Below are 21,996 nucleotides of genomic sequence, written 5' to 3' on the forward strand. Positions count from 1 at the left end.
TCCGTATGTCTCCGTATGTCCGGGAGCACGGCAGGTCCGGCCTTGTCTACGGCAGGACTCGCCATGTCTCAGGAGCACGGCGTGTGGAAGGGCACGTCCGGCATCAGCTTCTGCCAGCGGTCCCGGTCGACGGAGGGCCCCACCACGTCGCAGATGTGGCGTGTCGCCCGGCCGGCGTCCAGGTCCCAGAGGCGGATCGTGTCGTTGCCGCTCGACACGAGGGTGCTTCCGCTCGGGGAGAAGGCGGCCGTGATCGCGCCCAGTGTGTGGCCGGTGAGTGTGGCGGTGCGCCGTTCGGAGGGGAGGTCCCAGAGCTGGACCGTCCCGTCGGAGTTCGCGACGGCCAGGGAGGTGCCCTTGGCGTCCACGGCGATCCCGTAGACCGTTCCGGCCGAGATGTCGAGCGTCGCGCGCCTGGTGCGCGTACGGACGTCCCACAGGTGGACCGTCCCGTCGTTGTTGCCCGTGATCAGGGTGCGGCCGTCCGGGGCATACGCGAGGTCGAACGTCATGCCGGCGTGGTTGTCGAGGACCGCCAGGGAGCGTCCGGACCGTGCGTCCCAGAGGCGCAGGGCGCTGTCCTCGCCCACGGAGGCGATCGTCCTCCCGTCGGGGCTGAACTCCACACCGAACGCCGCGCCCTCGTGGCCCTTCAGTTTCATCCGGGTGCGGAACCTGTCGATGTCCCACACCGTCACGTTGCCCATGCCGTCGGCGGCGGCCAGGCTGCGTCCGTCGGGGCTGAAGTGGACGGCCTGCGCCTTGCGTTTCGGGCTGCTCGTGTCGAGAACCGCGACGGAACGACGTGATCCGGTGTCCCACACCCGCACCTTCCCGGCGGGTCCGGCGGCGGCCAGCAGTCCGTCGTCGGGGCTGAAGGCGAGGCCCCAGGTCAGTTCCCCGGCGTCGGGCAGCTCGGCGATGTGCCGTTGGGTCTTCAGGTCCCAGAGGTCGACGGAGTCGTCGTGGCCGTTGTAGGCGGCGATCCACCGGCCGTCGTGGCTGACCGCGACGCGGTACTGCGCCACATCGGGGCGGAGCGTCAGGACGGAGGTGTCGGTGGCCCAGAGGCGTACCGTGCGGTCCACGCCACCGGTGGCGATCCGCTTGCCGTCCTTGCTGAACGCGACGGTGAGCACGGCGTCGGCGTGGCCGGTGAACTCGGTGACGTACTGCCCGTCCTCGACGGTCCAGATCTCGGTGTCCCCGGTGTCGTTCCCCACGGCGATGAGCCGGCTGTCGGGGCTGAAGACGACCGAGCGCACCTGGGCGGGGTTGGAGTCCACGTCGCTGCGCAGCCGCCGCCGGGCGACGTCCCAGAGTTTCACCCCACCGTCCGTCCCTCCGGAGGCGACCGACGCTCCGGAGGGGGCGAAGGCCACGGTGGTCACGCTGTTGTTGTGTCCTTCGAGCACCGCGACGGCCTCCCGCTCCCGCGTGTCCCACAGGCGTACGGTTTTGTCGTCGCCGCCGCTGGCCAGGGTCCGGCCGTCCGGGCCGAAGGCGAGGGCCAGGACACCGCCGTTCTCCACGCCCTTTTCGTGGCCCGTCAGCCGTGCGAGCCGTTTGTTCGTGTCCGGCGCCCAGAGGGCGATCGTGGCGTCCTTGCCCCCGACGGCCAGCAGCTTGCCGTCCGGAGAGAACGCCACCGCCGTGACCGCTCCCTGATCCCCGCTCAGGACGGCACCACCACGATGTGTGGAGGTGTTCCACAGGCGCACCGTCCCGTCCGCGCCGCCCGCCGCCACGTACTGCCCGTCCGGCGAGAAGGCCACGGACGCGACGGACTTGCGGTGCCCCGTCAGGACGGCGACCCGGCGACGTGTGGAGACGTCCCACAGCCGTACGGTCCGGTCCGCGGCGGCCGTCGCGAGGAGCGTGCCGTCCGGCGAGAACGCCAGGGACCTCACGCTTCCCCGGTGTCCTGGAAGCACCCCGGCCAGTCGTTGGCTCTGGGCGCTGAGCAGTGCGCCGCGTGCCTCGGTCGTACGCCCCTGACGGAACGCCTCGGCGGCCAGCAGCATGGAGGCGTCGGGTTCCGCGGTGGCCAGCAGGGTCGACTTCGTGGCCAGTTCGCGCGAGGTGGCGGTGTGCCTGCCGTGTTCGGCGGCCTGCCGCTGCTGTACGGCGATGGCTCCGGACGTCACCGAGGCGACGAGCAGCAGGGCCAGCGTCACGGCGAGCCTGCGCAGCCGGTTGGCGCGCTTCCTGGCCGCCTGCCGCTCCCGCTCCTCGAGTTCGTCGCCCGCCGCGAGGAAGGCCGACGCCAGCGGCCCGCTGAGCAGGTCCCGGCCCTCGGTGACGGCCCAGTCGCGGGCGACGGCCAGGCGGGTGCCGCGATACAGCAGGGAGGTGTCCCGCCCCTGCCGGTCCCATTCCTCCGCGTCCTCCAGCAGGTGCTGCCGGGTCAGCAGCCCGGCACGGTTCGCGTTGACCCACTGCCGCAGGCGCGGCCAGGCCCGCAGCAGCGCCTCGTGGATGATCCGCGCGCCCGTCTCGGCGACCACGACCAGCCGGGAGCTGGTGAGGGCCTCAAGTACCGCCCTGGCCGTGGCGGGTTCGGGATGCTCCGCGATCAGCCGCTCGACCGGGACGCGTTGCCCGGTGTCCGCCGCGGTGCCGGTGCCGACGCGCACCATGCGCAGCATGAGGTCGCGGACGCAGGCCTGCTCCTCGGCGTCCAGTCGGTCGAAGGTCCGCTCCGCGGTGGCGGCGACGGCTCCCTGAATGCCTCCGGTGGAGCGGTAGCCGTCGACGGTCATCCCGTCGGCGTCACGCCGTTCCCATGTGGTCAGCAGGGCGTGGGCCAGCAGGGGCAGGGCGGTGGAACCGGTGTCCTGCTCGTCGGCGGTGTCCGCCGGTGTCCCGTCCGCTCCGGTCGACTCGATGGCGCCGAAGTCGGTGAGCAGGAGTTCCACCAGACCGGGTTCCAGCGACAGGCCGACCGCGTCGGCGGGCTGCTGGATCGCCGCCCGCAGCTCGGGCACGCTCATCGGCCCGACGACGACCTGCCCTCCCTCCAGTGCCTCGCGCAGCTCCGCGACGCGGGCGCACCGGTCGTAGAAGTCGGACCGTACGGACAGGACCACCAGGGCCGAGGGCTCCTGTCCGGGCGCTGGGGAGGCCGCGGCGGTGCACAGCGCCCGGACGAAGACCTCGCGTTCGCTCTCCGACTCGCACTGCGTGAACAGCTCCTCGAACTGGTCCACGAGGAGCAGCATCCGGGCTCCGGTGACGGCTCCGCCGCCCCTGGCCTCCATGGTGTCGTGCACGACGGTCGCGAGGGCCGACGGATCCGCCGTCAGCCGGTCGGTCAGTTCCTCGGGAGTGCTTCCGGTCACCGCGGACAGAGCCGTGGCGAGGGACCGCATGGGGGTGGCGGAGGGGGTCAGCAGTATGTGCGGCCAGGTGCGGGAGCCCGGAACGGGCACCGCGCCCGACGCCAGGGCCGGCAGCAGACCGGCGCGCAACAGCGACGACTTGCCCGACCCGGAGGGGCCGAGCACGAACAACGGCCCGCTCTTCGCCAGCTGTTCGCCCAGGCGCTCGGCCAGTGCCGAGGTCAGCGCCTCGCGGCCGCGGTACCACTGGCTGTTTCCCGCGCCGAAGGAGGCCAGTCCCGGGTAGGGGCAGACACCGGACAGCGCGGGCGGCTGCCGCGAGTCGTCGTCCGCGGGCCCGCGGCCGTTGCGCCGCTGCGGGGGAACGTAGGCGGGGTTGGGCGCGAGAACGAGGTCTTCGGCCCAGTCGCTCACCTGTTGGCTGGGGCGCGGGAATCCCCGGGCGCGCAGCCGGCGGTCCAGTCCCCGGTAGAGGTCGCGCAGGGTCAGGTAGGCGGGTGCGTCCGGCTCGCCTTCGCGGAGCAGGGCGATGAGTTCGCCGCTGAAGGCCGTGTGGGGCTGTCCGGGCGGCGCGAGCGCGCGCTCCTCCCCGCCCGTCGATGTCAGTACGTAGGCGCCGTGCACCCTCGCCAGCTGGGCGGCCTCGCCGTCGGCACCCTCGCCTTCCGTGCCCTGGCCGGCCGCGGAACCCAGTGTGCCGATCGCCCGGCCCGAGTAGCAGCAGTCGAGCACCACCACGATCGACCTGGCGGGGCTGGAGAGCAGGCAGTCCCGCACACCGGCGTAGGCCAGGGCCGTGTGGGACAGGCGGTTGGCGCGCCGGTCGGTGTACCGCGTGGCCAGATGGAGGTCTCCGCCGGGGCTGACGAGTCCATGGCCCACGTAGTAGACGAAGAGGACGTCCTCGGCCTGTTCGGCCTGGTCCGCGAGGGTGAGTCCCAGTTCCATGGAGTCGGCCGGGTCGCGGACGACGACGAGGTTCTCCTCGTCCAGGGCGCACCGCTCCACGAGGAGTTGTCCCAGATCCGTGAGCGTGCCGGCGACGGCCGGCACCGAGGGCAGCCCGGAGCCGTCGGGATGGGATCCCGTGCCGATGAGCAGGGCGCGGCTCCCGGGGGAGGCCAGCGCGGGCAGAAGCAGCCGTCCGGGGCGCTCGGAGAGATCACTCATCCGGCTGGCCCCGCAGTTCGTGCGTGCGGCCGAGGCTCTCCGCCAAGTCGGCGACCAGGGCCCGCAGTTCCTCCGGATCCGCCGCCCGGACCCGGCTGGTGGACACCTCTACGGTGATGCCGGTCGTCGTGGTGACCGAGCATGTGATGTCGACACCGCGCTGGCGTATCCATCCGACGAGAGCGGCGACGAGGGCGCCGATGCCTCCTTGGGCGACGGCTATCAGGACCTCCTGGACCACCGGGCCCAACGTCCCTTCCTCCGGCGGCGGTTCGACCGTTCGCACCCTGCCGCGCAGCTCCCGTTCCGCGGTGAGCCACAGGGCCAGCGAACGCAGGTGGCCGGACTTGCCGGCGCCGTCGAGACGCACGCTCACATCCATGGGGTCCCCCTTCGCACCGTGATCGGCGCACCGCCATTGGCAGAGACCTGTGATGGTGCCAGCGGCCCGCGCCATAAGCACCGGTCAAGCTCCAATTGACTATCCGTGAGGCAAATGCGGCGGTCTGTGGCACCGCTCCGACCGCGACCGCCCGAAAGAGACCGAACGCGACTCGACCCGTGCATTCCTCACGGGACCCGACCCGTGCATTCCTCACGGTCACCTCGTGACAGCCGTGACTGTGCGGGCCCTTCGTGGGGTGGAAGGCTCGGCAGCCGTCGAGGGGAATGCGATGGACGAGCGGTATGAGGTCTACGCGCTGGCCGACAGGTTCTTCTACGAGACGCCGGACCGGCTGACCGGGGAGGGGCGCGGCGAAGCGTCCAACTACGAGACGGCCCGGCGCGCGGTGCCCGACGGGTGGCGGGCGTCCCGGATCGGGGACTGGCTGACGATGACCCCCGTCGACGGGGAGGGCAGGCCACGGTCCGGACCGGTCCAGGGGTGGAAGATCCACGCCTCGGCCACGCGGGAGAACGCGGAGCGGATCGCGGCGGTCGTGTGGGACTACTGCGTGCCCCGGCTGATCCCCTTCAAGTTCGTGCCTGGTCCGCAGCTGCTGCATCTGCGGAACGTCAAGTACGCCGCCCGCGACGCAAGCGGGAAGTTCGTCACCGTCTATCCGGCGGACGAGGCCCAACTCCAGGTCATATTGGAGGAGTTGGGTGCGCTGCTTGAGGGTCTCGAAGGGCCGTACATCCTCACCGACCTGCGCTGGAACGACGGTCCGCTCTACGTGCGCTACGGGGCGTTCGCGCGGTCCTTCGTCGTCGACGAGCGCGGCACGCTGGTGCCCGCGGTGACGGACAGCGAGGGCCGGGTCGTACCGGACCGGCGTGCGCCCTCCTTCCAGGTGCCGGATTGGGTGACCCTGCCCTCGTTCCTGGAACCGCAGCTCTCCGCGCGCAACACGACGACGGTCGGCGAACTGCCGTACCGCATCGAGAAGGCACTGCACTTCTCCAACGGCGGTGGCGTGTACGCGGGCGTCGACACCCGCGACGGAAGCAGGGTCGTCCTCAAGGAGGGCCGTCCGCACGCGGGGCTCGCCGCCGACGGGGCGGACGCCGTCGCCCGGCTCGCCCGGGAGAAGTACGCCCTGGAGCGGTTGTCCGGGCTCGGTGTGGTGCCCGGGGTGCGCGACTGGTTCATGCTCGGCGAGCACCGCTTCCTCGCCATGGACTTCCTGGAGGGCCGGCCGCTCAACTCCTTCTTCGCCGAACGCCATCCGCTGCTCACCGCCGACCCGGATCCCGCCGCCGTCGCCGACTACACGGCCTGGGCGCTGCGGATTCACGGGCTGGTCGAGGAGGCGGTCGAAGCAGTGCACACGCGTGGCATCGCCTTCAACGACCTGCACATGTTCAACATCATGGTCGCCCCCGACGAACGGTCGGTCGCGCTCCTCGACTTCGAGGCGGCGGCGCCGATCGAGGAGGGCGGTCGCCAGGTCGTCGCCCATCCGGGGTTCTTCGCGCCGCCGGACCGGACGGGCGCGGACGTGGACCGGTACGCGCTGGCGTGTCTGCGGCTCGCGATGTTCATGCCGGTCACCACGCTGTTCGTGGTGGACCGCGCGAAGTCGGCACACCTCGCCGAGGTCATCACGAACCAATTCCCGGACGTACCAAGGGAGTTCCTTGCCGAGGCGGTCGCCGAGATCACCCGGGACCCGGCGTCCGGCACGAGTGCCCCGCCGTCACCTGCCGCCGCCGCATCGTCCACCGCGGCCGTCCTGCCGTCCACCGCAGTCGTCCCGCCGTCGACCGCGGCTGTCCTGCCGCCCTCTGCGAACGCCTCGCCGTACGCCGCGCTCGCCGAGCCCGGTGACTGGCCGTACAGCCGCGACTCGATGGTCAAGGCGATCCTCGCCTCGGCCACCCCGGAGCGCGACGACCGGCTGTTCCCCGGCGACATCGCCCAGTTCTCCGACGGCGGCGGACTCGGGCTCGCGTACGGGGCCGCGGGCGTGCTGTACGCCCTGGCGGAGACCGGCGCGGACCGGTACGAGGAGGGCGAGCGCTGGCTGCTCGACCACACCGACCCGGTGCCGACGGGAACACCGCTCGGCCTGTACGACGGTCTCGCGGGCGTCGCGTACGTCCTCGACCTGCTCGGGCACCGGCAGCGGGCGCTGGACCTCGTCGACACCGTGCTCAAGGAGAAGTGGCGGAAGCTGTCCTCCGACCTGAAGGGCGGGCTCGCCGGGCTCGGCCTGGTGCTCGACCGGCTGGCCCGTACGACCGGGGAACCGGAACTGGACCTCCGGGCGGCGGAGGTGGCACGGATCCTCCGGGAGCGGGCGGCCGAGCCGAGGCCCGAGCCGAAGAAGCGCCGCGCCGGACTACTCCGTGGCGCGAGCGGCCCCGCGCTGTTCCTGCTGCGCCGGTACGAGTCGACGGGTGACCCCGAATTGCTGACGTCGGCCGCCGAGGCGCTCCGGCGGGACCTGGAGTGCTGCGTCGTCCAGCGCGGCGGCGGCCTGGAGGTCGACGAGGGCCGACGCACCCTCCCCTACGTCGGTGACGGCAGCGCCGGAATCGGCCTGGTCGTCGACGACTACCTCGCCCTCGCGCACGCCGACGGCGGCCGGAGCGAGGACAGCGGGGACGAGCGCCGCCGGAGCGAGCCCGGCCGGCGCGAGCACGGCCAGCGGGCGAACGGCCGACACGCGAACGGCCAAGACTCGTATGGCCACGACTCGTATGGCCACGACCCCGACGTCCGGGCCGAGTTCGAGCGAGTCCGGTCGCAGATCCTGACCGCCGCCACCTCACGCTTCTACGCGCAGCCCGGGCTGTTCCAGGGCCGGGCGGGCATGATCCTGCACCTGAGCCGCACCGGCGCGGACCCCGGGCAGCTCGCCGCGCAGATCGCCGGGCTCGGCTGGTTCGCGATGCCCTACCAGGGCCAACTCGCTTTCCCCGGGCACCAGATGATGCGCCTCTCCATGGACCTGGGCACCGGAACGGCAGGGTGTCTGCTCGCGCTCGGCGCCGCCCTCGACGGAGAGGCCCTCGCCCGTCTGCCGTTCCTCCCGCCGCCTCCACGGCGGCCCTGATACGCGGTTCCGCCGTCCGGCGGAGTCGTGACACCAAACCCCGTCCCCACAGGGCGACTTCACAGAGAAAAGGACATCACCATGGCACTTCTCGACCTGCAGACGATGGAATCCGACGAGCAGACGGACGGCGGCGCGAACAGCACCCTCAGCCTGCTCTCGTGCATCAGCGCGGCCAGCGTCACCCTGTGTCTCTGACATCACCGCGTTCACACGGCTCCGGGCGGTTCCCGACCCCCAGTGGGGAGGGGCCGCCCGGGGCCTCGCACGGCGGTGCGCTGTTGCGTGCGGCGACCCGGCACAGTGGCGTCCGCTGCGCGGCCCTCGCCTTCCTGTCCCTGGCCGGGACGGCGGCGGGCCTGCTGCTGCCGGCCGCGCTGGGCCGGGCGCTCGACGCCCTGCTGGCGGATCCCTCCCGGGCCACGAACTGGGTGCTCTGCTGCACCGTTCTGGTACTGGTACTCGCCGTGCTCGACGCGTGCGAGACGGTGCTGGGCGCGACCACGAACGCCCGGGCCACCGCGTGGCTGCGCGAGCGGCTCACGGGACATGTTCTGGGCGTGGGACCACGGGCCGGGCACCGGTTCGGGCCGGGTGAACTCGTCGCGCGTCTCGTCGGCAACGCCGCGCAGGCCGGAACGGCCCCCGCGACGCTGGCCGGCCTCTTCGCCGCGCTGGCCGCTCCGCTCGGGGCGGTCGTGGCGCTATGGCTGATCGATCCCCGGCTGGCCCTCGTGTTTCTGGGCGGCGTGCCCGTCGTCGTGGCGCTGCTCCGGGCCTTCGCGCGCAACTCCTCGCGATGCGTGGCGCGTTACCAGGACGCGCAGGGGCGGATCGCGGGCGCGCTGGCGGAGGCGATCGGCGGCGCGCGCACCATCGCGGCGGGCGGGACCGCCGACAAGGAGGTGGCACGGATCCTGCGGCCGTTGCCCGAACTGTCCCGTGAGGGCCACCGGATGTGGCGTGTCCAGGGGCGCGCGGCCGCACAGGCCGTCGGGGTGGCACCGCTGCTGCAGATCGCGGTACTGGCCACGGCGGGCCTGCTGCTCACCCAACACCGGCTCTCCGTCGGCGAGTTGCTGGCAGCTTCCCGGTACGCCGTACTGGCGACCGGCGTCGGCGTACTCGTCGGCCGGCTCGGCGGGCTGGTCGAGGCCCGGGCTTCGGCACGCCGACTCGGTGAGGTCCTGGACGAGCAAGAGATCGCGTACGGGACTCGTCATCTCCCGTCAGGGCAGGGCCAGTTGGAGCTGCGCGCGGTGACCGCCCGGAACCGCGGCGGCCGAACCGTGCTGGACGGGGTCGACCTTGTCGTGCCCGGCGGAACCACACTGGCCGTCGTCGGACGCTCTGGTGCGGGCAAGTCCCTGCTGGCCGCGCTCGCCGGGCGGCTGGCCGACCCGGACTCCGGCGAAGTGCTCCTCGACGGGGTGCCGCTGCGCGAACTGGACCGACACACACTGCGGCGCGCGATCGGCTACGCCTTCGAACGCCCCGCCCTGCTCGGCGGGACCGTCGAGGGCACGATCGGCTTCGGCCATCCGCAACCGCCCCCGGACCGGGTACGGGAGGCCGCACGTACCGCCCGCGCCGACGACTTCGTACGCCGTCTTCCCCATGGTTACGCGACACCCTGCGACGCCGCCCCGCTCTCCGGCGGTGAGGCCCAACGCCTCGGTCTGGCAAGGGCGTTCGCCCGCGGCGGACGGCTGCTGATCCTGGACGACGCGCTGTCGAGCCTCGACACGGTGGCGGAACACCACGTCACGGAGGCGCTCTTCCGGCGCACCCCGGGATGCGGCCGCCTGGTCGTCGCCCACCGGGCGTCGACGGCTGCCCGGGCGGACTCGGTGGCGTGGCTGGAGGGAGGCCGGGTGCGGGCCGTCGGCCGACACGCGGAGTTGTGGGCGCGGCCCGAGTACCGGGCCGTGTTCGGGAGCGAGGCGGCCGTGCACACGGCTGACAAGGCCGTGCACACGAGTGGCAAGGGCGTGTACGCGGGCGACGCGCCTCCGAGCGGCGAGCGGAACGGAGGGAGTCGGTGAGCGGGGACCCACCGGTCGGCCCGCAGCCCGGAAGCGAGCCGCCTCGTGGCGCCCGGCATTCCGACGCCACGGCCCCGGACAGGCACAACAGCGTCCACCGGCGCGGGCTCCGCTTCCTACGGGCCAGGCGGCGCGTGGTCGGGCGGCTCGCCGCGTGGTCGGTGCTGGAGACGGCGCAGACCTTCCTCACCGGGTACGCGCTGGCGCGGGCCCTCGACGCCGGGTTCCTGGCCGGTCGGGTGGACGTCGGGCTCGGCTGGCTCGCGGCGGCCGCCGTCGCCGTGGTCGTCGGGGCGTACGGGACCGGACGGGTCTACGGGGCCGTGGCCGCGCTGGTCGAGCCGTTGCGGGACCGGCTCGTGCGGCACGTGGTCGAGCGGGGCGTGCGGGACGCGGACCGGGGCGCGCTGTCCCGGCTCACCCAGCAGGTGGAGATCGCCCGGGACACCTTCGCCGGACTCGTGATGGTGTCGCGCTCGTTCGTGTTCACCGCCGCCGGTGCCCTGATCGGCCTGTTCTCGCTCGCACCGCCGCTGCTGCTGGTGGTGGCGCCGCCGCTCGCCGCCGGCGTGGGCCTGTTCGCCCTGACACTGCGGCCGCTGACCCGCCGCCAGGAGGCGTTCCTCGTCGCCGACGAGGAACTCGCTTCCCAACTCGGCGCAGTCTGCCCGGGGTTGCGGGACATCACGGCCGCCGGTGCCGAGGACCAGGTCGCCGCCGACACGGGGATACGTATCGCGGCCGAGGAGCGCGCCGCGCGGTCCCTGGCCCGCTGGGGTGTCCTGCGGGTGGTGGCCCTGGCGATCGGCGGACAGCTCCCGATCGTCCTCCTGCTCGCGACCGCACCCTGGCTCCTCACCCACGGGGTCACACCCGGCGCGCTGGTGGGTGCTCTCGCCTATGTCACTCAGTCCCTGCTCCCGGCCCTCCAGAACCTGATCCACGGCCTGGGCACGAGCGGCTCCCGGCTGGCGGTCGTCCTCCGCCGCCTCGCACCGGACACTCCGGCACCCCCGAACGCCCCCGCCTCCGTGCCCGCCGCCGCTCCGGACACGGCACCCGCAACGGGCTTCGCGCCTCCCGGCCCGCCCGCTGCCATCACCCTCTCCTCTCTCACCTTCGCCTACGGCCCCGCCAGCGAGCCGGTGATCGACGACCTCGACCTGTCCGTCCCCCACGGCACCCATCTGGCGATCGTGGGCCCCAGCGGCATCGGCAAGTCCACGCTCACCGCCCTCATGGCGGGGCTCCTCGCACCGACCGGGGGCTCTGTCGACGTACGCCCGGCGCCCGACAGCCCTGTCTCCGGCCACCCCAGACACCCCGTGCACCCCGTGCACCCCGGGCACCCCGCCCGCGTACTGATCCCGCAGGAGGCGTACGTCTTCACCGGCACGCTCGCCGAGAACCTCGGCCAGCTGCGGCCGACCCCCGTGCCCGAGCGGGAGCTGCTGGCCGCGGTCGAGGCCCTCGGGATGAGCGCACTGCTCGACAGGCTGGGCGGGCCGACGGCCGAGGTCGACCCCGGGGCCCTTTCCTCGGGCGAGCGCCAGCTCATCGCGCTGACCCGGGCCTACCTCGCACACGCCCCCCTCGCCCTGCTGGACGAAGCGACCTGTCACCTGGACCCGGCGGCCGAGGAGCGCGTGGAGCGCGCCTTCGTCCGGCGGGGCGGCACGCTCGTGGTCGTGGCGCACCGCATCAGCTCCGCCCTCCGCGCAGACCGGGTGCTGGTCATGGACGGCCGGCGGACCGAGTACGGCGGCCACGACGAGCTGATGGAGCGGTCCCCGCTCTATCGGGACCTGGTCGGTGCCTGGTCGCCGACAGGCGAAGCCACGGCTGTCCCTGCGATCCCGGCCGTCCCGGCCGTACACCGGCCGGAGGGGTCACAGCCAGCCCTCCCCCTGCGAGATCCGGATGGCGTCGACGCGGTTGCGGGCACCGGTCTTCCGCGTGATCGCCGCCATGTAGTTGCGTACGGTCCCGTTGGACAGATGAAGGCTTCCGGCGATCTCCGCGACGGAGGCGCCCTCGGCGGCCAGTGACAGCACGCTCAGCTCCCGGCTGGTCAGCGGCATCCGGGCGGCTCGCAGAAAGCCGAAGCCGAGCGAGTCGTCGACGAACCGTTCGCCCACGGCCACCCGCCGTATCGCGGAGACCAGCCGCTCCGGCGAGCTCTCCTTGTCCACGTAGCCGAGCGCCCCGGCGTCGAACGCGCGCCGCAGGAGACCAGGTCTTCGCGCCGTGGCCAGCACCAGCAGCCGGGGCTCCGCAGTGCCCGGCCCCCGCAGGTCGCCGAGCGGCGGCATCTCGTACGAGTCCGCGCGATCGAGATCCGCCGCGCAGACGTCGGGCCGCAGCGATCGGGCGCTCCCGGACGCACCACGCCACTCGGCGTCGAACACCGTCAAGTCGGACACATGGCGCAGCCACTCCGCCAGGACCGACCGCACCAGACACACGTCGTGCACCAGAAGCACCCGGATCACGTCAGTCCCTTCCGCCCTCCGCCTGCCGATTCCGTCGTGCTCTGCGCGTGTGCCCAATGACAGGCGCGTCCCACTTCTCTCCTGTCCCGGGCGTGAAGAACCGGCCATGGTCGGTGACCGAGGCGTCGAGGCCGGTGACGGTGGCACCCATGCCGGTGTCGGTGACGTCGAGGACGGCGGCCTTGGTGCCCCGGGCCCCCTCGCCGTGCGGGAACCGTCCTCCCGAGGGAGCCTTGTGCCCTGGGCTCCTTCGCGTGTCCGTGGGAGGAGGTGGTCGGCGTGTCCGACTGGCAGATGTCCGGGCAGGAACGGGACGCCGCTCCGCCGCCGGTCGGCCGGCCCCTGCTGTCGCTGACGCTCGCCGCGCTCATGGACGACGTGCACGCGCACTCGGGCGCGGTGTATCTGCTGACCCCCGGCGAGCCGGTCCTTGAGATGGCGGTGATGGCCGGGCTGCCCAGGGCCTTCGCGGCGCCCTGGGAGCGGGTGGGCCTGAGCGCGCCGATCCCGGTGGCGGAGGCGGCGCGCGACCGGCGGCTCGTGTGGGTGGGCGGCGAGGAGGACATGGCCCGCCACTATCCGCGGATCGCCGTCGTCCTGCCGTACCCGTTCGCGCTGGCCGCGCTGCCGGTGGCGACCGACCGGGCCACCTACGGGGCGGTCTTCGTGACCTGGCCGGGCTCGCACCCCGCGGAGCTGTCCGAACGGGAGCGGGACCATCTCACCGCCGCCTGCGACCGGCTCGCGCTGCGCCTGGAGCGGGCCGTCGAGGAGGGCAGGCCGATCCATCCGGAGCCCGATCTGATCGCCCCGGCGCCGGTGGCGACGGTGGCCGGAACACTCGGCGCGGTGGAGGCGGTGCGGATGGTGGCGCGGCTGCCGTACGGGCTGTGCGCGCTCGATCTGCACGGCCGGATCAGCTTCGCCAACGCGGCGGCGGCCGATCTGCTCGGCCTGCCGGTCAGCGGGCTACTGGGCACCCAGCTGTGGGCGACCGTGCCGTGGCTCAACGATCCGGTCTACGAGGACCGCTACCGGGCCGCGCTGCTCAGCCAGCAGGCGACGTCGTTCGTGGCGCTCCGGCCGCCCTCGGACTGGCTGTCGTTCCGGCTCTATCCCAGTACGAACGGGCTGAGCCTGCGCATCACCCGGGCGCGGGCCGTGGCGAGGGAGGGCCCTGCGGGGTTCCGGCACGCGGACACCGGCACGCGCCTCGTGACCATCTCGCAGGTGCTCAGTCTGGCCGGGGCGCTCACCGAGGCGGTGGGTGTGCAGGACGTGGTGCAACTGGTCGCGGACGAGATCGCGCCCGCCGTCGGCAGCCAGGCGCTGGTGCTCCTCGGCTCCCAAGCCGGCCGACTGCACGTCCTCGGGCACCGCGGCTATCCGGATCCGCATGCCGTGGAACGCTTCGACGGGATGTCGCTGACCCAGCAGACTCCCGGGACGCACGCCCTGAGAAGCGGTGTGCCCGCCTTCTTCGACTCCCGTCAGCAGCTGGAGCGCCTCTACCCGGCCCGTAACTCCACGCCCGACGGCATGGCGGCCTGGGCGTTTCTGCCGCTGATCGCGTCCGGACGGCCGGTGGGCACCTGTGTCCTGGCGTACGCCGATCCGCATCCCTTCCCGGCAGACGAGCGTGCCGTGCTGACCAGCCTCAGCGGACTGATCGCCCAGGCGCTGGAACGGGCCCGCCTCTACGACGCCAAGCACCAGCTGGCGCACGGTCTGCAGGCCGCGCTGCTGCCGCACTCGCTGCCCTCCCTGCCCGGCATCGAGGCGGCCGCCCGCTATCTGCCCGCGACGCAGGGCATGGAGATCGGCGGGGACTTCTACGACCTGGTGCCGACGGGCGGCCAGGCGGCAGCGGTGATCGGGGACGTGCAGGGCCACAACGTCACCGCGGCCGGCCTGATGGGACAGATCCGTACGGCCGTACGTGCGTACACGACCGTCGGCCAGTCGCCCGGGGACGTCATGAGCAGCACCAACCGGCTGCTGATCGACCTGGGTACGGAACTCTTCGCGAGTTGTGTCTATCTGCGTCTGGACCCGGCGCACGGGCAGCTCGTGATGGCCCGGGCGGGGCATCCGCCGCCCCTGCTGAGAAAGCCGGACGGCAAGGTACGGGTCCTCGACCTGGCCGGTGGGCCGCTGCTCGGCATCGACCCGGCCGCCACCTATCCGACCACCGATGTCGCTCTGCCACCGGGGTCACTGCTCGCCCTCTACACCGACGGGCTCATCGAGTCCCCCGGCGTCGACATCGAGGACGCCCTGGCCGGCCTCGCGCAACGACTCACCGAGGTGGGCGACCGCCCCCTCGACGAGGTGGCCGACGCCCTCGTGGAACACAGCGGAACGGCAGAAGAACGCGTGGACGACGTGGCCCTACTACTGCTCCGAGCCCGCCCCACCCCCTGAGAGGCGCCCGGCAGAGGCGCCCTGAAGGGGCGCGGGGAACTGCGCGACCAGCCCCCACCGACCCGCGGACGACGCACCACCCCAAGGCCCCATACATACAGAGCGGCCCGGCTCTCCAACAGGAGAGCCGGGCCGCTCCAAACGAACTGGGAAGCGTTACCGACGTACGTTCAGGTCACTGGCGGTTGGTGAGACCCGACTCGTCGTCCACGCCGTTACCGTTCTGGTCCTCGACCTGCCCGTTCTGGTCCTCGACGCCGCCGACCTGCTCCTCGCCGCCGACCTCTTCACCGCCGACCGCGTCACCACCGGCACCGGCTTCCTCACCAGCGCCGGCCTCTTCACCTGCACCGGCTTCCTCACCAGCACCGGCCTCTTCACCAGCGCCGGCCTCCTCGCTGGCACCGGCACCCGCGTCGCCCGCACCGAGCGTCGCGCCGACCGCGGCCAGCGCGGTCGTCACCGGCTGGAAGAAGGTCTCGCCGCCGACGGTGCAGTCGCCGCTGCCGCCCGAGGTCAGGCCGATCGCGCTGCCGTCCGCGGTGAACAAGGAGCCGCCGCTGTCGCCGGGCTCGGCGCAGACGTTGGTCTGGATGAGACCGGTGACCGTGCCCTCCGGGTAGTTCACGGTGGCATTGAGACCGGTGACCTCACCGTCGTTCAGACCGGTGGTGCTGCCCATCCGGATGACGGCCTGGCCGACCGCGGCCTCCGCGGCCTGGGTGATCTCCACCGACTGCTGGCCGGTGTTCACCGTGCTGGGTGCCTCGGTCGCCGGGTCGTTGTACTTGACCAGGGCGAAGTCGCCCTCACCGGGGAACGTGGCGGCCTCGACCGTGCCGATCGGCGCGCCGGCCTCGGAGTCCGACCACTCGGCCGCGGCGACACCGCAGTGACCCGCCGTCAGGAAGGCCGGGGCGCCGTCGTCGGCGACGACGTTGAAACCGAGCGAGCAGCGTGCGCCGCCGCCGAAGATGGCGTCGCCGCCCTCGACGAACGTCTTGAACGTGCCGGCCGACTTCTTGATGGTCGCCATGCCCGAACCGAGCGTGTTGACGGTCGACTCGAGCTGGTCCCACTTTGCGCCCGTGACGGTGCTGTCGGCGGTGACCTGGATCTTGTTCGTCCGGGGGTCGACGGCCCACGAGGTTCCGGGGATGGTCGCGTCGGCCTTCAGCGTCTGCGAGGCCGCCGTGAGCTCCTTGGTGCTGTTGTCGACCTGCTGGACGACGGCACCGGCCTCCTCGGCCTGGACGATGATGTTGTTGTCGTCGCCCACGACGTTGATGATGAGCTGCTGCTTGCCCGAGTCGTAGTACGCACCGGCATAGGCTTCACCGAGCAGTTCGGCCAGCTGCGAGGCGAGGTCGGACGCCTCCGCGGCCTTCACCGTTCTGGGGGCGGCACCTTCCGTCGCATCGGTCTGGGACGCCATCGCGTTGGGCAGGATGAGTGCCGCCGCGCCGAGCGCCACCACGCTTCCTGCGGCTATGACGGCCTTGCGCTTGGGTATCCGCTTGTGACTCAACTTCTTGACCTCCTGGGGACTGGGGGGTCCGAGCCGCCGTCTGGCAGCTGACTGCGGGCGCCTGGATGGCTGTAGGTACGCAAGCGGTGCGTGTGGCGTTCAACGTCTTTCCTCAACTTCCTTTGCGAAAGCACGATTCAGTTGTCCCGGGTGACCCGTCGCCGATGCCGGGGAACAATGCCCGCATGACTCTGACCACCGGTGATGCGGACAAGATCCTCTCGGCGAACTTCGCTCCCTGGGTTCTCGAACTCGGTCTGAAGGTCGAGGAGTTGGGCGACTCTCGGGCGGTGCTGCGGCTGCCCTGGTCCGATCGGCTCGCCCGGGAGGGCGGTTCGCTCTCCGGCCAGGCCCTGATGGCCGCGGCGGACACGGCGACGGTGATCGCGGTGTCGGCGGCGCGCGGCGCGTACGGGCCGATGACCACGGTCCAGCAGTCCACGACGTTCCAGCGCGCGGTCATGGGCGCGGACGTCCTGATCGAGGCGGTCGTGACGAAACTGGGCCGCCGGACGGCGTTCGCCGACATCACGATGACCGCAGAGGGCACGGAGGAGATCGCGGCCCGCGCGAGCGCGGTGTACGCGCTGCTCGGCTGATTCGCGGTCCATTGCCGGGCCCGGATCCGTTCCCTGACCGGGATTCGCCGGCCATTTCAGTTGCGGGAGGAGAAAGGCCGACATTCGGGCGCACCGACGGCCATTCGGGTCTATTCCCGTGATGCCATTGGAAATCCGATGCCCTCCAATGGATCCCCTATTGGATCTCCGTGTCCCGTCGGCCTACCTTCGAGGCATGGCAAAGATTCTTTTCGTAGTGACCGGTGCCGACTTCTGGACTCTCGCCGACGGCACCAAGCACCCGACCGGCTTCTGGGCGGAGGAGGCCGTCGCCCCGTACGAGGCGTTCAAGGCGGCGGGGCACGAGGTAGTCGTGGCCACCCCGGGCGGCGTCGTGCCGACCGTGGACCGCGGCAGCCTGGCCCCCGAGTTCAACGGCGGCCAGGAGGGCGCCGACAAGGTCGCCGCCGCGCTCGGCTCGTTCGCCGAGCTGCAGCACCCCGTCCGTGTGGAGGACGTGGACCTGGACGAGTACGCGGCCGTCTTCTACCCCGGCGGCCACGGCCCCATGGAGGACCTCGCCGTCAACGCCGACTCGGGCCGGCTCCTCACCCTCGCCCTGGAGTCCGGCAAGCCGCTCGGTGTCGTCTGCCACGCCCCGGCCGCACTGCTGGCCGCCACCAAGGAGGACGGCGGCAACGCCTTCGCGGGCTACCGGCTGACCGGCTTCACCAACACGGAGGAGACCCAGGCCGGTTTCGCCGACAAGGCCAAGTGGCTGCTCCAGGACCGGCTGGTGGAGATCGGCGCCGATTTCCAGGAGAGCGAGCCGTGGGCGCCGTACGTGGTCGTCGACCGCAACCTCGTCACGGGCCAGAACCCCGCCTCCTCCGCGCCGCTCGCCGCCGAGCTCCTGAAGAAGCTCGGCTGACGCCGCTCCGGCAACTCGGCTGACGCCACTCCCGCAACACAGGCCATCGGCTTGCACTCCGCCACCACGCGGTAACAGCCCGTTCGGGCGAGGGAGCGGAATCCCGGCTTCAGCAAATCTGCACATCGAATACGCACCCGGGTCACGGCACGCGACGAATCCACACAGTGGATCGTCGCGTGCCGTGTCTTTGGCGAGGTGTGCCCGATTCCGACCCACACCCCTTGTTGCCGAAATGTGAATCACCCCGGGGGCATGTGAAGAAGTAGCCACCGAGACGTGCGCACACCTGCACCGTTGAGTCGATCCGGCACTCAAATGCCCTGATCACATGGGTCGTTGATTGGATGAGTGGCGCAGCACCGTGCTTTGATCCATTGCACCGCGGGGGTCGTTCGACGGTTCCCGGTTCCGGGTTCCGGACGCCCGCGGTCGCGGCCGTCCATCTGTCCCCAGAGGGGGCCGCTCCCCCCTTGTGAATATCAATAGGAAGGGAAGTTCCATCATGAACTCCACCCCCCAGGTCGCCACCGTCGAGATCTCCGACGCTGAGCTCGACAACGTCTCCGGTGGCCTCTCGGTCAACGCGCTCGGCACCGTCACGGGCGTCGTCGACGGCATCGCCCCGGTTTCCGGCCTGGTCGACACCGTCGTGGGCACCGTTGAGGGCGCGACCGGCCTGAACACCGCCCCGGTCACCGGCCTGGTCGCCGGCATCTGATCACTCTGTGATCGCATAGCGTGCCGTGAGTCCCGGAACCGCTTACCGGTTCCGGGACTTACGGATGTCGTAGTTCGGATCTCATTTCTCGCAGGTGAGGGAAGACCGTGCAGTTCCGCCAACAGGCCCTCGCCAAGCTGCAGTCGCCGGAGGAGCTCGACCTCCCGGTGCGCTTCGCCCGCCCCCAGGGCTGGCTCGTGCTGTTCGTGACGGTGATCGTCATGGCGGCCGCGTCGGTCTGGGCCGTGACGGGCTCCGTGGCGTCCACGGTGAGCGCGCCCGCCATCCTCACGCACGGGCAGGGCAGTTATCTCCTGCAGAGCCCCGTCTCCGGCCAGGTCACCGCGGTCGTCGCCGAGCAGGGACAGCGGATCGCCGCGAACGCTCCCGTACTGAAGGTCCGTACGGCGAAGGGCGAGACGGTCGTACGCAGTGTCGCCGCGGGCCGGGTCACCGGGCTCGCCGCCACGATCGGCGCGATCATCAGCACGGGCACGAACGTGGCCGCCGTGGAGAAGGTCGCCGACGCCGACGACCCGCTGTACGCGACGGTGTACGTGCCCGCCGAGAACGCCGCGACGATTCCCTCGGACGCGGCCGTCGACCTCACCGTCCAGTCCGCGCCGACCCAGCAGTACGGGGTGCTGCGCGGCCATGTGAAGTCGGTCGACAGGGCCGCCCAGTCGCAGCAGCAGATCGCCGCGTTCCTCGGTGACAGCCAGCTGGGTGAGCAGTTCACGAAGAAGGGCAGGCCGGTGGCCGTCCTCGTCCGGCTCGACCGTTCGTCGGGCACGAAGTCCGGCTACAAGTGGTCCTCCGCGGACGGTCCGCCGTTCCGGCTGAGCTCGATGACCGTGGCCTCCGGCTCCATCCGCCTGGAAGACCAGCGCCCAATCGATTGGCTGCTGCCGTGAGCGCGACCGACGAGTCCACCACCGCGGCCGGCCGGGAGTCACAACTGCCGCCGCCCGTACGGGGCCGCCGCAAGGCCACCCCGCCCAGGCGCACCGTCCCCAAGGGCCGGGCCAAGACCGTGCGTACGCCCACCGTCCTCCAGATGGAGGCCGTGGAGTGCGGCGCCGCCTCGCTCGCGATGGTGCTCGGGCACTACGGACGGCACATCCCGCTGGAGGAGCTGCGCATCGCGTGCGGTGTCTCGCGCGACGGCTCCCGGGCCAGCAACCTGCTGAAGGCGGCGCGCAGTTACGGCCTCACCGCCAAGGGCATGCAGATGGACACGGTCGCGCTCGCCGAGGTGCGCGCTCCGGCGATCCTGTTCTGGGAGTTCAACCACTACGTCGTCTACGACGGCATGGGGCGCCGCTTCGGCCGGCGTGGCGTGCACATCAACGACCCCGGCAAGGGCCGCCGTTTCGTGCCCATGGAGGACTTCGACACCAGCTTCACCGGTGTCGTGCTGGTCCTGGAGCCGGGTCCGGACTTCAGGAAGGGCGGCCGCAAGCCCGGCGTCATGGGCGCCATGCCGGCCCGGCTGCGCGGCACGTCGGGCACGATGCCCGCCGCCGTCCTGGCGAGTCTGCTGCTGGTCGCGGTCGGGGCGGCGGTGCCCGCGCTCAGCCGTACGTACATCGACATGTTCCTCATCGGCGGGCAGACCTCGCTGCTGGGGGTGCTGTTCTCGTCGATGGGCGCGACGGTGCTGCTGACGGTCGTGCTGACCTGGCTGCAGCAGACGAACCTGCTGCGCGGCCGCATCATCTCGTCCACGCTCAGCAGCGCGAAGTTCCTCCGGCATCTGATGCGCCTGCCGGTCACTTTCTTCTCCCAGCGCAGCCCGGCCGACCTCGTGCAGCGCCTGCAGTCCAACGACGCGGTGGCCGAGACCCTGGCCCGGGACCTGGCCGCGGCGGGCGTGGACGCGGTGGTCGTCGTCCTCTACGCCGTGCTGCTCTACACCTACGACCCGCAGCTCACGGCCGTGGGCATCGGGGTCGCGCTGTTGAACATCGTGGCGATGCGGGTGGTGATCCGGCTGCGTGCGACGCGTACGGCCAAGCTGCGCGCCGACAGCGCGCGGCTGACCAACACGGCGTACACGGGCCTGCAGTTGATCGAGACGATGAAGGCGACCGGCGGCGAGGAGGGCTACTTCCGCAAGTGGGCCGGGCAGCACGCCACCACGCTTGAGGAACAGCAGCGGCTCGGTGTGCCGAGTGCCTGGCTGGGCGTGGTCGCGCCGACGCTCGCGACACTCAACAGCGCGCTGATCCTGTGGATCGGCGGTATGCGGGCCGTGGAGGGTCACATATCCGTCGGTCTGCTGGTCGCGTTCCAGGCGCTGGTGACCCGCTTCACCGCGCCGATCACCCGGCTCAACGGTGTCGCGGGCCGCATCCAGGACTTCGCGGCCGACGTGGCCCGCCTGAAGGACGTGGAGAACTTCGCGGCCGATCCGCTCTACTCGCGCCGGGGCGGGGGCGACAGCACCCGCAGGCTGCACGGCCATGTGGAGCTGGAGAACATCACGTTCGGCTACAGCCCGCTCGACAAGCCCCTGCTGTCCGGCTTCTCGCTGACTGTCGGCCCGGGCCAGCAGGTCGCCCTGGTCGGTGGCTCGGGCAGCGGCAAGTCGACGGTCTCCAGGCTGATCTCGGGGCTCTACGCGCCCTGGGAGGGCGTGATCCGTATCGACGACCAGCGCCTGGAGGACATCCCGCGCGGCGCGCTCGCGGCCTCCGTCTCCTTCGTCGACCAGGACGTGTTCCTCTTCGAGGGCTCGGTCCGCGACAACATCGCGCTGTGGGACCCCTCGGTCCCGGACGAGGCCGTGGTCGCCGCACTGGAGGACGCGGCCCTGTACGACGTGGTGATGCGCCGCCCGGGCGGTATCCAGAGCCGGGTCGAGCAGGACGGGCGGAACTTCTCCGGCGGCCAGCGTCAACGCCTGGAGATCGCGCGGGCGTTGGTGCGCAGGCCCAGCATCCTCGTGCTCGACGAGGTGACGAGCGCCCTGGACGCGGAGACCGAGCAGCTCGTCATGGACAACCTGCGCAAGCGCGGCTGTGCCTGTGTGGTGATCGCGCACCGGCTCAGCACCGTGCGCGACAGCGACGAGATCGTGGTGCTCCAGCACGGCACGATCGTGGAACGCGGGCGTCACGACGCCCTGGTGGCGGCCGGCGGCGCGTACGCCGAGCTGGTCAGGGAGCGATGAGATGACGTCCGCGTACCCGCAGAACCAGCAGAACCAGAACCAGCAGTACCAACCGGACGGGCAGCCCCAACAGCCCGCCACCGAGGGCGATTACGTGCTCGGCGCG

13 protein-coding genes and 1 pseudogene are annotated in these 21,996 nt (G+C 71.8%); 10 read left to right on the forward strand and 4 right to left on the reverse strand.

The features are described from left to right. Positions 1 to 68 precede the first annotated feature (68 nt). Together JEQ17_RS06400 and JEQ17_RS06405 are read right to left on the reverse strand one after the other, a co-directional pair. A complete protein-coding gene (locus tag JEQ17_RS06400) occupies positions 69 to 4,511 on the reverse strand; it encodes a WD40 repeat domain-containing protein (protein ID WP_200394292.1) in 4,443 nt (1,480 codons plus the stop codon). Further along, on the reverse strand, positions 4,504 to 4,893 hold the full coding sequence (locus JEQ17_RS06405) for an effector-associated constant component EACC1 (RefSeq protein WP_200394293.1): 390 nt from the start codon (positions 4,891 to 4,893) through the stop codon (positions 4,504 to 4,506). The genes JEQ17_RS06400 and JEQ17_RS06405 overlap by 8 nt, the downstream gene beginning before the upstream one ends. A 292-nt stretch (positions 4,894 to 5,185) precedes the next feature. Here JEQ17_RS06405 and lanKC point away from each other — a divergent pair, with 292 nt between their 5' ends. The 4 genes from lanKC to JEQ17_RS50845 all read left to right on the forward strand — a co-directional run bounded on the left by lanKC (position 5,186) and on the right by JEQ17_RS50845 (position 12,107). After that, positions 5,186 to 8,014, forward strand: coding sequence for a class III lanthionine synthetase LanKC (lanKC, locus tag JEQ17_RS06410; RefSeq protein WP_200394294.1), 2,829 nt, complete (start codon positions 5,186 to 5,188; stop codon positions 8,012 to 8,014). Positions 8,015 to 8,095: 81 nt separating this feature from the next. Then, positions 8,096 to 8,212 (forward strand): SapB/AmfS family lanthipeptide, encoded by a 117-nt coding sequence (locus JEQ17_RS06415; RefSeq protein ID WP_055617622.1) that lies wholly within the window; start codon positions 8,096 to 8,098, stop codon positions 8,210 to 8,212. After that, on the forward strand, positions 8,209 to 10,059 hold the full coding sequence (locus JEQ17_RS06420; protein ID WP_200401339.1) for an ABC transporter ATP-binding protein: 1,851 nt from the start codon (positions 8,209 to 8,211) through the stop codon (positions 10,057 to 10,059). Before JEQ17_RS06415 ends, JEQ17_RS06420 begins: the two co-directional genes overlap by 4 nt. Before the next feature lie 134 nt (positions 10,060 to 10,193). After that, positions 10,194 to 12,107 carry an ATP-binding cassette domain-containing protein gene (locus tag JEQ17_RS50845; RefSeq protein ID WP_407700139.1) on the forward strand — a complete coding sequence of 638 codons (1,914 nt, stop codon included), beginning with the start codon at positions 10,194 to 10,196 and terminating at the stop codon, positions 12,105 to 12,107. On the opposite strand, the pseudogene JEQ17_RS06425 reads toward JEQ17_RS50845, so the two are convergent. After that, a pseudogene (locus JEQ17_RS06425) lies at positions 12,033 to 12,659 on the reverse strand (LuxR C-terminal-related transcriptional regulator); the annotation flags it as partial. The gene JEQ17_RS50845 and the pseudogene JEQ17_RS06425 overlap by 75 nt on opposite strands. Before the next feature lie 186 nt (positions 12,660 to 12,845). Between JEQ17_RS06425 and JEQ17_RS06430 the strand changes: the two are divergent. Next, positions 12,846 to 14,975, forward strand: coding sequence for a SpoIIE family protein phosphatase (locus tag JEQ17_RS06430; RefSeq protein WP_200401340.1), 2,130 nt, complete (start codon positions 12,846 to 12,848; stop codon positions 14,973 to 14,975). Positions 14,976 to 15,150: 175 nt separating this feature from the next. Here the strand turns inward: JEQ17_RS06430 and JEQ17_RS06435 are convergent, their stop codons facing one another. Continuing rightward, positions 15,151 to 16,503 carry a S1 family peptidase gene (locus JEQ17_RS06435; protein WP_200394296.1) on the reverse strand — a complete coding sequence of 451 codons (1,353 nt, stop codon included), beginning with the start codon at positions 16,501 to 16,503 and terminating at the stop codon, positions 15,151 to 15,153. A 185-nt stretch (positions 16,504 to 16,688) separates the two neighbouring features. On the opposite strand from JEQ17_RS06435, the gene JEQ17_RS06440 reads away from it, so the two are divergent. The 5 genes from JEQ17_RS06440 to JEQ17_RS06460 all read left to right on the forward strand — a co-directional run bounded on the left by JEQ17_RS06440 (position 16,689) and on the right by JEQ17_RS06460 (position 21,890). Beyond that, the gene (locus tag JEQ17_RS06440) at positions 16,689 to 17,102 is read left to right on the forward strand and encodes a PaaI family thioesterase (protein WP_200394297.1); all 414 of its coding nucleotides are present in this window, start codon (positions 16,689 to 16,691) and stop codon (positions 17,100 to 17,102) included. 196 nt (positions 17,103 to 17,298) lie between these two features. Then, positions 17,299 to 17,994, forward strand: a complete 696-nt coding sequence (locus JEQ17_RS06445; protein WP_200394298.1) for a type 1 glutamine amidotransferase domain-containing protein — start codon at positions 17,299 to 17,301, stop codon at positions 17,992 to 17,994. 505 nt (positions 17,995 to 18,499) lie between these two features. Continuing rightward, on the forward strand, positions 18,500 to 18,715 hold the full coding sequence (locus tag JEQ17_RS06450) for a hypothetical protein (RefSeq protein ID WP_055617627.1): 216 nt from the start codon (positions 18,500 to 18,502) through the stop codon (positions 18,713 to 18,715). A 107-nt stretch (positions 18,716 to 18,822) separates the two neighbouring features. Next, positions 18,823 to 19,629: an HlyD family efflux transporter periplasmic adaptor subunit gene (locus tag JEQ17_RS06455; protein ID WP_200394299.1), complete on the forward strand. Its 807-nt coding sequence runs from the start codon at positions 18,823 to 18,825 to the stop codon at positions 19,627 to 19,629. 143 nt (positions 19,630 to 19,772) lie between these two features. Further along, entirely contained in the window at positions 19,773 to 21,890 is a 2,118-nt protein-coding gene (locus JEQ17_RS06460) for an NHLP family bacteriocin export ABC transporter peptidase/permease/ATPase subunit (protein WP_234048690.1), read from the forward strand. Positions 21,891 to 21,996 lie beyond the last annotated feature (106 nt).

It is taken from the genome of Streptomyces liliifuscus (assembly GCF_016598615.1).
GTDB lineage: Bacteria > Actinomycetota > Actinomycetes > Streptomycetales > Streptomycetaceae > Streptomyces > Streptomyces liliifuscus.